This is a genomic window from Paenibacillus sp. FSL L8-0708 (assembly GCF_038009325.1).
In the GTDB taxonomy this organism is placed as follows: domain Bacteria; phylum Bacillota; class Bacilli; order Paenibacillales; family Paenibacillaceae; genus Paenibacillus_AQ; species Paenibacillus_AQ odorifer.
The window spans coordinates 647768-662022 of record NZ_JBBPBC010000001.1; the positions used below are offsets into that span (position 1 = coordinate 647768).

At 47.5% G+C, this 14255-nt stretch carries 17 protein-coding genes; 12 read left to right on the forward strand and 5 right to left on the reverse strand.

The window, feature by feature from the left end; translation table 11 throughout:
• The first annotated feature begins 1 nt into the window (after position 1).
• Complete coding sequence (locus NYE58_RS03025) at positions 2–1153, forward strand: WD40/YVTN/BNR-like repeat-containing protein (RefSeq protein ID WP_341001022.1); 1152 nt, start codon at positions 2–4, stop codon at positions 1151–1153.
• Between the two features lie 364 nt (positions 1154–1517).
• Here NYE58_RS03025 and NYE58_RS03030 read toward each other — a convergent pair whose 3' ends face one another.
• Complete coding sequence (locus tag NYE58_RS03030) at positions 1518–2207, reverse strand: GTP pyrophosphokinase (protein WP_445671779.1); 690 nt, start codon at positions 2205–2207, stop codon at positions 1518–1520.
• 243 nt (positions 2208–2450) lie between these two features.
• Between NYE58_RS03030 and NYE58_RS03035 the strand changes: the two genes are divergently transcribed.
• From NYE58_RS03035 to NYE58_RS03050, 4 genes are read left to right on the forward strand one after another with little or no spacing between them, the layout of a single operon-like run.
• Positions 2451–3242, forward strand: coding sequence for a zinc ribbon domain-containing protein (locus NYE58_RS03035; RefSeq protein WP_076276041.1), 792 nt, complete (start codon positions 2451–2453; stop codon positions 3240–3242).
• 40 nt (positions 3243–3282) lie between these two features.
• Positions 3283–4101, forward strand: a complete 819-nt coding sequence (locus tag NYE58_RS03040; RefSeq protein ID WP_076124492.1) for a TrmB family transcriptional regulator — start codon at positions 3283–3285, stop codon at positions 4099–4101.
• 25 nt (positions 4102–4126) lie between these two features.
• Positions 4127–4429: a hypothetical protein gene (locus NYE58_RS03045; RefSeq protein ID WP_038568522.1), complete on the forward strand. Its 303-nt coding sequence runs from the start codon at positions 4127–4129 to the stop codon at positions 4427–4429.
• Positions 4430–4471: 42 nt separating this feature from the next.
• Positions 4472–5065, forward strand: a complete 594-nt coding sequence (locus NYE58_RS03050; protein WP_076276042.1) for a xanthine phosphoribosyltransferase — start codon at positions 4472–4474, stop codon at positions 5063–5065.
• A gap of 114 nt (positions 5066–5179) precedes the next feature.
• Here NYE58_RS03050 and NYE58_RS03055 read toward each other — a convergent pair whose 3' ends face one another.
• The 4 genes from NYE58_RS03055 to NYE58_RS03070 all read right to left on the reverse strand — a co-directional run bounded on the left by NYE58_RS03055 (position 5180) and on the right by NYE58_RS03070 (position 8089).
• Positions 5180–6136: a diacylglycerol/lipid kinase family protein gene (locus NYE58_RS03055; protein WP_076193704.1), complete on the reverse strand. Its 957-nt coding sequence runs from the start codon at positions 6134–6136 to the stop codon at positions 5180–5182.
• Positions 6137–6246: 110 nt separating this feature from the next.
• The gene (locus NYE58_RS03060) at positions 6247–6585 is read right to left on the reverse strand and encodes a DUF4870 domain-containing protein (protein WP_036682511.1); all 339 of its coding nucleotides are present in this window, start codon (positions 6583–6585) and stop codon (positions 6247–6249) included.
• 93 nt (positions 6586–6678) lie between these two features.
• A complete protein-coding gene (locus tag NYE58_RS03065) occupies positions 6679–7644 on the reverse strand; it encodes a serine hydrolase domain-containing protein (RefSeq protein ID WP_340394955.1) in 966 nt (321 codons plus the stop codon).
• A gap of 313 nt (positions 7645–7957) precedes the next feature.
• Positions 7958–8089 (reverse strand): hypothetical protein, encoded by a 132-nt coding sequence (locus NYE58_RS03070; protein ID WP_256715230.1) that lies wholly within the window; start codon positions 8087–8089, stop codon positions 7958–7960.
• A gap of 48 nt (positions 8090–8137) precedes the next feature.
• Here NYE58_RS03070 and NYE58_RS03075 point away from each other — a divergent pair, with 48 nt between their 5' ends.
• From NYE58_RS03075 to NYE58_RS03105, 7 genes are all read left to right on the forward strand, one after another.
• The gene (locus NYE58_RS03075) at positions 8138–8326 is read left to right on the forward strand and encodes a hypothetical protein (protein WP_019913840.1); all 189 of its coding nucleotides are present in this window, start codon (positions 8138–8140) and stop codon (positions 8324–8326) included.
• Between the two features lie 403 nt (positions 8327–8729).
• A complete protein-coding gene (gene coxB / locus NYE58_RS03080) occupies positions 8730–9776 on the forward strand; it encodes a cytochrome c oxidase subunit II (protein WP_076124488.1) in 1047 nt (348 codons plus the stop codon).
• Between the two features lie 126 nt (positions 9777–9902).
• Positions 9903–11750 carry a cytochrome c oxidase subunit I gene (ctaD, locus tag NYE58_RS03085; protein ID WP_076124740.1) on the forward strand — a complete coding sequence of 616 codons (1848 nt, stop codon included), beginning with the start codon at positions 9903–9905 and terminating at the stop codon, positions 11748–11750.
• Positions 11747–12373 carry a cytochrome (ubi)quinol oxidase subunit III gene (locus tag NYE58_RS03090; protein ID WP_038568531.1) on the forward strand — a complete coding sequence of 209 codons (627 nt, stop codon included), beginning with the start codon at positions 11747–11749 and terminating at the stop codon, positions 12371–12373. Before ctaD ends, NYE58_RS03090 begins: the two co-directional genes overlap by 4 nt.
• Positions 12374–12378: 5 nt before the next feature.
• On the forward strand, positions 12379–12705 hold the full coding sequence (locus tag NYE58_RS03095) for a cytochrome C oxidase subunit IV family protein (protein ID WP_036682505.1): 327 nt from the start codon (positions 12379–12381) through the stop codon (positions 12703–12705).
• Positions 12706–12790: 85 nt separating this feature from the next.
• The gene (gene ctaG, locus NYE58_RS03100) at positions 12791–13711 is read left to right on the forward strand and encodes a cytochrome c oxidase assembly factor CtaG (RefSeq protein ID WP_341001028.1); all 921 of its coding nucleotides are present in this window, start codon (positions 12791–12793) and stop codon (positions 13709–13711) included.
• Between the two features lie 26 nt (positions 13712–13737).
• Entirely contained in the window at positions 13738–14202 is a 465-nt protein-coding gene (locus NYE58_RS03105; RefSeq protein WP_076124485.1) for a DUF420 domain-containing protein, read from the forward strand.
• Positions 14203–14255: the final 53 nt, after the last annotated feature.

The following is a 14255-nucleotide window of genomic DNA, read 5'->3' on the forward strand; positions in this document are numbered from 1 at the left end:
TTTGAGACTATATACCGTTTTTGCCCCGATAATCATTGCTGGGTTATTTCTGCAATCCTACATGGTAAACGATAATCTTGGTTTAGATTCGAGTATGGGGACAAATACCGCTGAGCTGAAGACGAAGATGAATTCTTTGCAGGGGTATCCTGCTAAATTTCGCATGAATGACATAAAGCATGGATGGGGAATAGACGAGACTGGATTATGGACTACGAACGATGGAGGAAGTAGTTGGTACCATCCGGACAGCAATATCGTTCCTATTCCACAAGAAACAGGCATCTTTGCCGCAGCAAGCTTTTTCCTGAATGCCACAAATGGCTGGATTATTAGTAGTCATGGTATGGGTCAACCTATTCAGATCTATCATACCTCTGATCAGGGCCAGACCTGGAAGGAGACAAAACTCCCCGTCACGGAGGATTGGGAGCAAGGATACAGTGGCGGTTTTATTCATTTTATCGATGTGAATAACGGGTATGTGTTGCTGGATTCAGAACCTGGTCTCGGGATGATGGAGAAATCCTTGTATCGCACGGCTGATGGCGGGAACAGCTGGAAGCGAATCGGAAATCTAACGGGGAGTATTAAAGCCTATCCAACAGGGATAACCTTTCAGGATTCCCAGAATGGCTGGATCACCTCCAGCAACCATGGGCAAGAATACATTTTAACATTCAGAACTACGGATGGCGGGAAGAGCTGGAAGCCGGAGCAATTAAAGAAGCCAGCTGCTCTGGCAGCCTTTACTTACAGTAATAGTTATCCGCCTAAATTCTCAGGCAAAGACAATATGAAAGGCATCCTGCCGCTGGAGATCGTTGACGATGGGATTCGAAGTATGGTGTTTTACACAAGTGATAACGGAGGCAGGACATGGAAGCTTGGCCCTCAATTGCTCGGTACTGAGGCAGCGAGAACAACATGGCTGAACGCTCGTGAAGGTTGGGCTTTGCAGGAGGGCGGCAAACTGGTGGCGACTGTCAACGGGGGTGTAAGCTGGAGGTTGATTGCGACATCACAGCTATTCGCGAAGGCAGAAAACATTCAGTTCGTTACGCCGAAAAACGGCTGGTTGGCGGGTCCAGGATTTCTACAGACCACTACAGATGGCGGCGTCACATGGAAGCCTTTGGTTAGTAAGCCTTGAGGCTGAATACAGCGGAACGCCGGGTCATGATTAGCCGTTGGTTGAGGTTTAGGGACTCAGGAGGCGTTATTCACACATTTATCGCCTATCCAGCATGTTTTCGGACTCCAGTGCAGCTATTTCATATAGTAGGGCGCAGATCGGGTGTTTTTTATGCCGTTAGCGACTTTGGGGTCCGTTAGTATGCAAAATGGAGGATTATTTTGCGAATAAGATCGGCTGTGTCCGATAGCACCTTGCTTCGGCGGCGAAGGGTAATGATCAAACGGCCTAATCGATTAAAAAGAAGGGGGTGTCCCAGCAGCCATTGTCATGGCTTATGAGACATCCCCTTAATTTTTGAGAAATGTAGAAATATGAAAGCTTAAACCTGCCCGCCGGCAGGGGATTCCCCTTCTGCAAGTTCCAGAATCTCGTGGCGTAGGCGCAGCATTTTTTGATCCAGTTCATCGGCGGCGCGTGCGGCATCCTTCAATTCCTCCGCAACATGCGAAGGAAGCTGCTTATCGAATTTATAATACAGAATATGTTCCATACTTGCCCAGAAGTCCATGGCTAGGGTTCGCAGCTGTATTTCGGCTTTGACCCAGCGTGTTCCTTCCAGCAGGACGAGCGGAATTGCGACGATAAGATGCAGGCTTTGATACCCATTCGGCTTGGGATGGGCTATATAATCTTTGATCTCCAATACGCGAATGTCTTCGCGTGTGCTGAGGTGATCAACCAGACGGTAAATATCTTTAACAAAAGCACATACAATCCGCATACCTGCAATATCGTGAATGTGCTGCTCCATATTTTCCAAGTTGAACTCGAAACCTTTGCGCTCCATCTTTTGAAGGATGCTCTTGGGTTCTTTAATTCGGCATTTAACATGCTCGATGGGACTGAAGCCGTCACGGACCTGCCATTCCGTTTTGATCACATCGATTTTATTCTCAAGATCGTTTAGTGCATGGCGATAGAGTGCTGGCAGAGACTTGAACTCATTGATAAGATTTGTGAAATCCTCGTTATCTTGCCAATGTTGCAGATCCTTAACGTGTACCTGCATCTGTTTTAGCGTAAGCTGTGTGCTGTCATGTTCTTCCACTGAAACTCTCCCAATTTCGTTATTTGTGATTAATTCTATTTTAACCGATGTAGAACCCCTGACGCAAAATAACGTCTGAAATCAGGGAAAATAAGAATTTATAGGAACATTCTCCGCTAAATCGCGTATTAAAGCACATTAATGAATCTGTTCGATACATTTGGTATGATAGAAACACGTATCGCTGGAGAGGGAGGAACTGTAATGAGTTTTATGAAACGAATCAAAGATAGTGCGAGCCGGGTTACCGAAAAAGCACAAAGCTCTGTTGAGATCGGCAAGCTGAACGGGCTTATTTCCGATATTGAACGTGAGATGGAAGTGGAATTCACGAAAATGGGCAGGCTTTTTTATGAAGGGTATCGCTCTAAGGATATGTCTGTAGCTGAAGGCAAAATGGTAGAACTGGCACGGACCTGTTCCAAGCTTCAGGAAAAAATTGAAGTCCAACGCGCAAGAATTGCTGAACTGAAAAATGAACGGTTATGTTCTTGTGGCAATGTTGTGGCGCTCGATGCAAATTTTTGTCCAAAGTGTGGAAGTAAGCTGGAGGAGCTAACCACATCAAGAAAGATTCCGTCACCGCCGGTATTCGTCAAAACTGTGGATGAGGACGAAGAGGATGAGGATCAATACTATGGTGCGGATGAGCTAACGGATGAAGAGAAGGAGATTGCAATGAAGCTCCATCCGCAAAGTGTGGTGTATTCTGAGATCCTGCCTTCAGAGGATGATGAGCTGCCATTGGAGGAATATGCGGCGAACGAACATGACATTGAACGGGATCGCAGACATGCTGATCAGCTGGAACGGGAAAGACAAAGACAGCTTGAGCTGGATCGTCGCATCCGCGATTGGAACGCGAATGAACATCAGGACGAGTCCGCAGTCACCCAGGACAGTGGTGTTCGTGATATGATTAAGTGTCAAATCTGTCGGAATGAATTGCCAAAGGGCTCCTTATGGTGCCCGCGTTGTGGATCGGAGCAAATATAGTACAGATATCAGTCAGCTTAGGGCTTAGGGGGACAACAAGATGGAACAGCTGCTGCTGCATCTGCGCAATCTGGGCTTCACGGAGATGGAGTCCAAAATCATGGTCGAGCTTGCGACTAAAGGTCAGGCTTCTGGCTATGAGGTTGCCAAACAGCTCGGAGTTTCAAGATCAAATGTGTATGCGGCGCTTCAGCGCCTAACACAGCAGGGATATGTACGATGTGGTGAAGGAGAGCCTGCGCGGTATAGTGTTCTCAATCCGGAGGAGCTGGCGACGATGATCTCGGGAAGAGTTCAAGCTTCGCTGGCTTATATGGAAAGTGAGATGCCTCGCGGGGGGCCTGTTAGTCCTTCTTTTTATAATGTAGAGGGCGACCGCAATGTAATGGGGGCGCTGATTCGCCAGCTTAACATGGCAGAGCAGGAGATTGTAGTGGATATGTGGCGCGAGGAAGCGTCGCTTCTGCGGAGCGAACTTGAACAGGCCGAACTGCGTGGCGTTAGGCTTTTATGGGCTTTTGACGGTGGCAATGCTGCTGCTGCCTCTTACCCGGTATGGCCGTCATTCGGAAAAAATTCGCAGCGGGCGGATGGACGGAAGTTCTCATTTGTGATTGACCGGAGCTGGTGTATGCTGGGGATGCGTTATGATGATGGGTCGGCGCAAGCAGTGGTAACAGAGCACCCGGTGTTAGTGGAGCTGCTGTTGAATCATTTCACACAGGAAATGGTCTTGTTCGAGCTGGAGCAGGATATGGGCGCAGAATTAGTAGAGCGTTATGGAGAACGTTACAGCAAAATTCATAGCAAATATGTTATGTATGATCAAGGCGATGATGGGGAAGAACAGGCGCAGTAGTTATTATCATAGGGAGGTGAGAAGCATGGAATGTATCGTTCATTTTGAAGTGGTGCACAATGATGGTCCTAAAAAATTGCGTGGACTGTTGTTTCTGGATAAGGGAGCATCTCCTGGAGAAGCAGAATTAGTCGAAATGTTTAAGGATATGAATTTTAACGTGAGACTGGAAGACCGCGAAAAATTGATTTTTAAACCGGTAAATCCGGGGGATTTCTTGGAGATTCGAATTACGGGTTATGATAACGGTCAGGAAAAGAGCAAGGATGATCATAATTTAAAATCGATCGTTGGAAATTTATTGCCTCAGAAGCCGACAGGTCTGTAATGTGGGGAGAATGGATTCAATGATGGGAGAAGGAGGAGCACTATGGAGCTGTTGAGACAAAAAGTGTTGAAAGAAGGTATTGTACTCGGGCAAGGAGTGCTCAAGGTGGATTCTTTTCTGAATCATCAGATGGACCCCTTCCTGATGCGTGAGGTTGGCCGTGAGTTTATCCGCCGGTTCGCTGGCGAAGAAATTACGAAGGTGCTGACTATAGAATCCTCGGGGATTGCTCCGGGGATTATGACAGCATTAGAGCTGGAGGTTCCGCTGATTTTTGCCCGTAAGCAGAAATCGCTGACGCTGACAGAAGACATTTACGTGGAGAAGGTCTACTCCTTCACGAAGAAAGAAACGAATGAAATTACCGTTTCGAAGAAATTCATTGCTCCCGGAGAACGGGTGCTGATTGTTGACGATTTCTTGGCGAATGGTGAAGCCGCCTTCGGACTTGCCCGTATTGTTGAGCAGGCGGGGGGAAGTGTGGTTGGAATTGGTATTGTGATCGAAAAAGCGTTCCAGCCAGGAAATCGGCTGCTGCAGGAAGCGGGATATCGCGTAGAATCACTTGTGCGTATTGCTTCACTGGAGGACGGAAGAGTCACTTTCGTGGAAGACGAGGAAGAGCCTCTTATTTGAGGCTTTTGGAATGAATTCTCAGTCAAAAGCTATAGGATATACAAAACAGCAAGCGACTTGGTAATGAACCAGTCGCTTGCTGTTTTTTGTGTGTATGGTATGCACGGGTCAGGGTTACCCGTTACTGCCGCATGCCGCTGCAGTGTCGGCGGGCAGCTGTACGCTGTCCGCTGCCAGCGGCGATAGCACCCGCAGCGCCCCCGGCTCGCAGCGAACGGCCAGCGGCCCTTTGCCGAGGCTCTCGCCGTCGCCGATTGCAGGCCGGGCCTCGGCAAAGCCCACAGCTACGCTGCGTCCGCGCAGCATAGACACGAAGGGCAACGCCACATGCTTGCCCTTCAGTACCGTGGGGAACAACCGCAGCAACTGCCCGCGGCTGCACCCATGCACGACGCAGACGTCAAGCTGGCCGTCATCGGCCTTTGCCTGCGGGCAGATCAAAAGCCCGCCGCCGTAGCTGGGCAGGTTGCAGATCGAGACCAGCCATGCCTTCTCGAAGGCGTGCTCCGTACCGTCGCAGACTACACTTACCCGGCAGGGCTTGAATGTCATCAGCGTATGCAATATGCCGATGATATACGCCAGCTGGCCTGCTCCAATGGCATTGCACAGCCGTTTGTAACGGCTGGCATTCACATTCTCGGCCACTTGAGCATCAAAGCCATTGGCAACGGCTGTTACGGTCAGTCCGTTTGCTCCTGAAAGCAGGTCTGCTTCGATATACCGCTCGCTAAGGGCGGCCTCCAGCGCGGCTTCTATGGAAAGTGGAATGCCGAACCCCCGGGCGGTGTCGTTGCCGGAGCCGGCAGGAATTACGCCCATGGGGATATCTTTGCCGCAAAGTGCACCCAAAATGCTATGGAGCGTGCCGTCACCGCCGATTACAATCACGGCTTTCCAATCCTCGCGATGCTTTAGTGTATTTAAAACAAGGGCTTCTGCACCCTCTACGCTGTGCGTAAACAAGGACATGAAAGGCAGCGAACGCTCCTTCATGAGCGCCTCTACAGTATGCCAGGTCCGGCCGCCTGCTCCCCCGCCGGAACGCGGGTTTATGATAAATAGATACATATGATTTCCTCCAGCCTGTAGAATTCCATTGATGCCCTTTCTACATTGTAAGGAGTGGATGGGCAAAAGGGAATACTTTTCAGCGATCAGAGGGGCTGCTTTTTGGGGGATTACAGATGGCGAATCTGACTTTCTGCGATATCACCTGCCCAAGGAAGTTTATACCACCTGCCACTTAAGGCATGGTAGATCATTAACAGCCACACCCCAAAGCTGCAAAGAGAGACGAGGGCACTCATCAAGGGACCGAGGAATGGGACCAATCCGGTTAGAACGTGGAGGATCATCAGCACCCCGAAGGTAATCAGTGATTGCAGCGAATGGAACAGCACAAAGCGGCTGCGTTTCTCCAATGCGAGAAAGACGACGCCGCCGAGAAAAGGGAAAAAGTAACATAACGCGCCCGCTATATTATCGGGCAATCCGGTGGATGATTTAAAAGGGGACAATGGGCTCACTCTCCTTCTGCTTGGAGAAGAAGGGGCTTGATTGTTCGAATCCTTCTTCCTTACAAGCCTATGACTTGTCAGGAAAAAGTATGTTTAGCTCATTGAAGGGAGAACATACTTTTCAAGCAGCCTGCGAGGGTTCTTCCAGTTGTTTGTCTTGCTCTCTGCTGTAAAGACCACTACAGCATCCAGATTGGGAAAGAGCAGAATCTGCTGCCCGCCATGCCCGTGGGCGAGCTTGTAGGGCTGCCCGCTCATCGTACCGATCCAAAACTGATATCCGTAATCACCAAACGCTGGATATCCCTTTGCTTGAGCGGTAAGTGCATCCTGCAACCAATGTTCTGGGATGATTTGCTGCTCTGCAAACACTCCATTATTCAGCAGGCAGATTCCGAATTTAGCCATATCCCGAGACGTTAGGTGCAAACCGATATGACCCATGCTATGTCCTTCGGGGCTAGGTAACCAAGCGGTATTAGCCATTCGGAGTGGAGTGAATAAATGCTGTGCTGCATAGGAAAATGCATCAAGACCTGTAGATTCACTAATCATTATCGAGATTAGATGTGAGTCGATGCTTCGATATTGGAACTGGCCGATTTGTTCTGGAATAATGTTCAAGCTAAGGCCAAAGGAACCCCAGCGGCGGCTGCGATGGAGGTTCCGAACAAGCGGTTCACCAAGCTTCTTCCCTGTGATCCAGCTAAAACCGGAAGTCATGGTAAGAAGATGACGGAGTGTAATTTTTGAGAGATGTGGGGAGTGAAGGTATGGAATATGCTTGCGAAGGACCTCGGACACAGAAATATGGAGATCAGGCATCTCTCCACGGCCGATAGCGATTCCCGTAAGGACACTGACAAAACTTTTGGTGGCAGAACGGAGATCATTTAATGCTCCAGCATGATGGTCGTTATAATAACGTTCGAAGATAAGTTTTCCATGACGCACAATAAGCATGCTATGCATCTTGGGGTATTCTTTTAGGATAGCTTGATGGGCTTGTTCAAGACCCTCCCGGCGTGTATCGGTGTCTTCTGGCGTTGCGGTAGTCATTAGGGGAATTACAGGCTGGGCCATAAAGATCTCCTTCTCATTTGTTGATAAATACAATTTCGCTTGCTGTATAGGTTATTGTATTTTAACCAGTTTGGAGACATCTGACTTACGAAGACAGCTGTTAAAAATAATATTTTCCAAATAGTACATTTTACAAGGAAAGGTGGAAGTTAATCCGGAATATGATACAATATAACGATAAGGCCCGAAAGGAGTGATTCAGTAAGTGGCTCTTCGGGTAATAAAAGTGTCAAGGAGCTATCGTTCATCAGGCGTCCTTACTCTCAGCCCAAATCACGACGAACCTGCTTCACCGGCAAGGCGGTGTTTCAAAGGCTAGATTTAGCTTTAGATTCCACGTTTTGACGGATAGTGCAAGCCACGTATGTGTAATGGATACTTCACTTGCATTCGAGGTTACGGCGTACTTTTCATCATGCATTCTCTACAACGGAGCATTCATTTTCAATGTTTTGGGAGGGAACTGATCATGGCAAGTAAAGGTCATAACGAAGTCAAGGAAAGTCTACGGGAAATGACACGCATTTTCCGGCCCAAAGATCCCAAGAAATTCGTAAAGGAGTACGTCCGAAAGTATCGGATTACAGGAGGCTATGAAGAAGAACTGACCATGGTCGTGGAACACGAGTTGGTACGGATGAATTCATCCGTCTCCTAGCTAACAGATACGTTTGTCACTTGCTTAACTTTAGACATCATTTTGAGTAATAACATCCACGAGGATTCTTATAAACCGTGCCCGAGCAACTTTTGTTGCTGGAATCGGTTTTTTTTGTATGCGCATTTACGAATAAGGAAAAGTCTTCCTCATAGAATAGTCAAATGAATTAATAGACACATTTTAAATTGAATACGCTTTCTTTATTATTTTTTATTTGTTTGCGTTTTCATAAAATGCTATAAAATCCAGATGGGACAAGGGTTTATTGTGTCGAAAATTACAATGTGAACTAGTTGTGAACGATTGACAAAACTTTCCCTTAAACTTATATTAATAGTGATTGTTATAATTGACAGAAAAAAACAGGAATCTACGAAATCGGGAAAAGCGGGGTAGATCAATGATGAAAACGTGGCAGGCTGTAAAGCGACTCCTTCCCATGACCGCTATGTTTGGACTCTTTCTTGCCGGGTGCGGTCGTGAGGACTTGTCAGTACTCAGACCACAGGGACCTGCAGCAGACAGATCTTACGGATTAATGGAGCTGTCGATCAGCATTATGATCGTGGTGTTGCTGATTGTCTTTACGATTGCAGCTTATGTACTGATCCGCTTCCGCAGAAGACCGGGTCAGAATGAAATCCCTGAGCAGGTTGAGGGCAGTATGAAACTTGAGATTCTCTGGACAGTCATTCCGCTCATCCTTGTTGTAGTACTGGCCGTGCCAACGGTTAAAGCTGTGTTTGCCGCTGGAGATGATCATTCCAATGACAAGAATGCGATCAAGGTTAAAGTAACCGGCCACCAATACTGGTGGGAGTTTGAGTATACCGACTATAAGGTAACTACAGCGCAGGACCTGATTATTCCGGTGGGCAAAGATATCGCCTTTGAACTGGAAACTAAAGATGTGCTGCACTCCTTCTGGGTCCCTTCTCTTTCCGGTAAAATCGATACCAACCCAGCTGGAACGATTAACCGCTTTAGCTTTAGTGCGCCTAATGAAGGCGTTTACCGTGGGAAATGTGCGGAGCTATGTGGACCTTCTCATGGATTGATGGAATTTAAGGTGAAATCAGTTAGTGAACAAGAGTTTCAAAAGTGGATTGATTCTATGAAAGCACCTGTAGCTGTGCTGCCAGAGGATCCTGCTTTAGCTGAGAAGTTCAAAGCGGCATGTCTGACTTGCCACGCTGTAGGTGATCAAGGGATTAATAATGCGCCGAACTTGACCGGAATTGGTTCTCGGGAATCGATTGCTGGAATTCTGCTCAACGACGACACGAGGGAAGATGGTGCGCCGATTGAAGAGAATCTCAAAACCTGGCTGCACGACCCGCAATCCGTAAAACCAGGCAATCTGATGCCTAACCCCAAAGATCTGGGCCTGAGTGATGCTGAGATTGATGGCATTGCAGAGTATCTGGCCAACTATAAGCTGGACTAATGCCTTAGCCTAAAGGCGGGCGGAACTTTCGAAAAGGGGGGACGAACTTTGGCTCAAGCAGCGCATACCTTGAATTCATCCAAGCCTCTGAGGCACGGCCACAGTGTGAAGCGCCATACAGGACTTATGGATTGGCTAACAACCGTCGATCACAAAAAAATCGCGATTTTGTACCTATGGGCCGGAGGATTATTTTTTGGCATCGGGGGAATTGAAGCGCTTCTGATTCGTTGGCAGCTCATCAAGCCGATGAATAACTTTTTGGATGCACAAACGTTTAATGAACTCATAACCATGCATGGTACGACGATGATCTTCCTCGGCGTCATGCCAGTCATCTTCGCACTCATGAATGCCGTCATTCCGCTACAGATCGGTGCACGTGACGTAGCCTTTCCTTTTCTAAATGCACTTGGTTTCTGGACCTTCCTGTTCGGCGGGATTCTACTGAATCTTAGCTGGGTTATGGGTGGTGCTCCTGATGCCGGGTGGACCGCCTACACCCCACTATCTACGAGTACATACAGCACTACACACGGTGTAGACTTCTATACGATCGGCTTGCAAATTGCCGGATTAGGGACCCTCATCGGGGGGATTAACTTTCTAGCCACGATCATTACGATGCGTGCGCCGGGAATGACCTATATGCGGATGCCGATGTTCGCCTGGACTACATTTATTACTTCCGCCATTATTTTGTTTGCTTTTCCAGCAATAACAGTAGGTTTAGTACTACTGACATTCGACCGGATTCTAGGAGCCAATTTCTTCGAAGTCGGAGCCGGAGGAAGTCCAGTGCTATGGCAGCATATCTTCTGGATATTTGGTCACCCGGAAGTGTATATTCTCATTCTGCCTGCCTTTGGGATTATTTCCGAGGTCATCCCAACCTTTTCGCGTAAAAGACTGTTCGGATATAGCTCCATGGTGTTTGCAACCATCTTGATCGCCTTCTTAGGTTTTATGGTTTGGGCTCACCACATGTTCACAACTGGACTTGGACCTGTAGCTAACGCGTTGTTCTCCGTATCAACGATGTTAATTGCGGTTCCAACCGGGATTAAAATTTTTAACTGGTTGTTCACGATGTGGGGCGGGCAAGTACGTTTCACAACCCCTAACCTGTTCGCTGTAGGATTTATTCCTACATTTACTATGGGGGGAGTTACTGGAGTGATGCTGGCGTCCGCACCTGCTGACTTTCAGTTCCATGATACGTATTTTGTTGTAGCGCATTTCCACTATGTTATTGTAGGTGGTTTGGTGCTTGGCCTGTTCGCAGGTCTGCACTACTGGTGGCCAAAAATGTTCGGAAGGATGCTGAGTGAGACGCTGGGCAAGTGGACTTTCTGGACGTTTATCATCGGATTCCATCTGACCTTTTTTGTACAGCATTTCCTTGGGCTTATGGGGATGCAGCGCCGCGTATTTACTTATTTACCAAATCAGCAATTTGATTTGCTAAATCTAGTCAGTACCATTGGTGCAGGACTTATGGGTGTTGGTATGATTATTTTCTTGGTGAACATCTTCCTGACTTCCAGAAAACCAGCGGATGCAGGCAATGATCCGTGGGAGGATGGACGTACATTGGAATGGACCATTCCTTCACCGCCGCCAGAATATAACTTCAAGCAAACACCTCTTATTCGGGGGATTGATGCCTTCTGGAAAGAAAAAGTAGCAGGGAATAAAGGCATGACACCAGCAGAGCCGGTGGGCTCAATTCATATGCCGTCAGCAACGATTTTACCGTTTACGATGTCTATCGGAATTTTTATCGCTGGGCTTGGCTTTATGTTTAGCCGTGATGAATTCGGCAATGCTTTTATGAGCTTCCTGTTTAATAATTATATCGTTACAGCCATCGGTCTTATTATTACATTTGGATCCATGCTGATGCGTTCACTGTATGATGATCACGGATGGCATATTGAACCTGAAGAGCTGGAAGGAAGTGAGCGGACATGACAACGGCACATGCAGAAGCTTCTAAGGATACCTTTCCGCACGAGCCGGAAAAAGCTACGCTCGAAGGACGCAACAAGGTTCTTGCCTTTTGGTTGTTTCTAGGCGGCGAAGCGGTATTGTTCGGCACGTTGTTCGCTACTTTTCTCGCACTGCGTAATCAGACGAATGAGGGGCCTTCGGCGAATGAACTGTTTCACCTGCCGCTTGTTGCCGCTGCAACATTCATCCTGCTGGTAAGCAGTCTGACGAGTGTATTCGCTATTCAAGCGATGCACAGAAATCGGCCGGCACTGCTACGGAATTGGCTTTTAGTTACTGTAGGCTTAGGTTTAGGTTTCCTGGTTTTGGAGATCTATGAGTTTACTCAATATGTAAGACACGAAGAATTCGGAATGACCACAAGTGCATTCAGCTCGGCATTCTACACACTGGTAGGATTTCATGGTGCGCACGTAGCCTTCGGGATCGCTTGGATCTCCATCTTGATCGGGCAGCTCGCCCGCAAGGGGTTAACGGTTGTTACTGCACCAAAAGTGTATGTGTCAGCCATGTACTGGCATTTTATCGATGTAGTATGGGTCTTCATCTTTACGGTTGTATACCTACTCGGAAAGGTGGGCTAGGCACTATGACGACGGATCAGCATATGCCAGATAGCGGCGGGTATAAGCAACGTCATCGGCATGAAGGACCACAGAAACATATTGTTGTCTTTATTTTCTCCATTGTCTTAACATTGATTGCTTTCGCTGCTGTTGCGGCTGGGGGCGTAAATGCAACCTTTGCGATTATTTTGCTGCTGGTAATGGCTGTTCTTCAGGTCATTGTGCAGATGGGCTTCTGGATGCATCTAAAAGATAAAGGGCATCTTCTGCCGATTCTCTTCATGCTGGGTGGCTTCTTTATCGCTGGGACCTGTATTGTTATGTCGCTGTATTGGGTTTGGTGGAATTAACGGACGATAATGAAAGAGGTGGGCTGCGATGCCCCCTCTTTTTGATGTTTAGATATATGAATTCCTGCGCTAGGAGGTTGGGATTATGCTGGGATTAGAATACTTTAGCTTTGCTGAACTATGGAGTCCGCTTTTTCTAGCGGTAATGCTGCTGCTGACAGCAGGTTATTTTGTGTGGATTGGTCCGATTGCTGGGCGTTATGCCGATTCAATAACGGTGCCATTTTGGCGTAGAGCGTTATTTGTCTGTGGGATGCTTGCCCTTTACCTGGCACAAGGAGGACCCATTAGCCTTTTGGGGCATATGATGTTTTCCTTCCACATGGTCAGTATGGCCTTGTCTTATCTGGTAGCGGTGCCGCTGATTATGCTTGGAATTCCAGATTTTATATGGCGCAGGATACTAAAGGTGAATCCGCTTCGGCGGTTATCTTTTTTAGCTCATCCGGTAGTAGCTGCTCTATTGTTTAACGGACTTTTTTCCTTGTACCATATTCCTGTTATTCATGATTATGTGATGCTGCATTTTACTGTTCATCGTATTTATTACATTGTTTTGTTCCTGACTTCTGCTTTAATGTGGTGGACACTGATTAATCCGCTGCCGGAACATCGTATGGCGAGTGGGCTTGGGAAGATTGGATTTATTTTTCTGAACATGGTATTGCTGACGCCGGCTTGCGGGCTGATTATATTTGCCGATCATCCGCTCTACGCCACTTACAGTGATCCAGAGACTTGGGCGCGTGCTATGGGCTATTGTATCTCGGGTGACCCCTCTGTTTTACTTCAGAATTTTGGAGGTCCTGCATTCTTTGAAATGATGTCGCCTAAGGTGGACCAACAGGTGGGAGGCATCGCGATGAAGTTCATTCAGGAATTTATTTTTGCCTCTATGCTTGCTTATGTGTTCTATCATTGGTATAAAAAAGAGAACGGACAAGACGACGATGAATTGTCGACGCCATCCTCAACACTTCAGGAGAGCAACTTGAACCGTGCATAACTGGTAGACTGCCGAGGGGGAGAATCATGGATATTTTCACAGTGTTTCCGACTATTAGTACGTCATTCATCGTGATCAGCGCGGTGCTGGTGGCTATAGGTTGGTGGCTCATTATCAAGGGCAAACGCGAGGCGCATAAGAAAACGATGATTGCTGCCGCTATCGCTGCGCTGCTGTTTTTTATTGTTTACGTATCGAGAACGTTGTTTGTGGGAAATACCTCATGGGGTGGACCGGATGAACTGAAGACAATTTATCAAGTGTTTTTGATCTTCCATATCGTTCTGGCAACCGTAGCTGCGGTATTCGGACTTACTACGTTAACACTTGGTTTCAAGGCGAAGTACTCCAAGCACCGTAAGTGGGGCAGAGTGACATCCATAATCTGGTTTATCACAGCGATTACAGGCGTTATGGTGTACGTGCTGTTGTATGTTTTGTATCCAGGTGGACATACCAAGCCGGTGTGGGAAGTTATTTTGGGTGCGTAAAATAAGTGCTTGAATAGAGCACAGAGTTTAGTGCGTTGAGCGAATGAACTGCA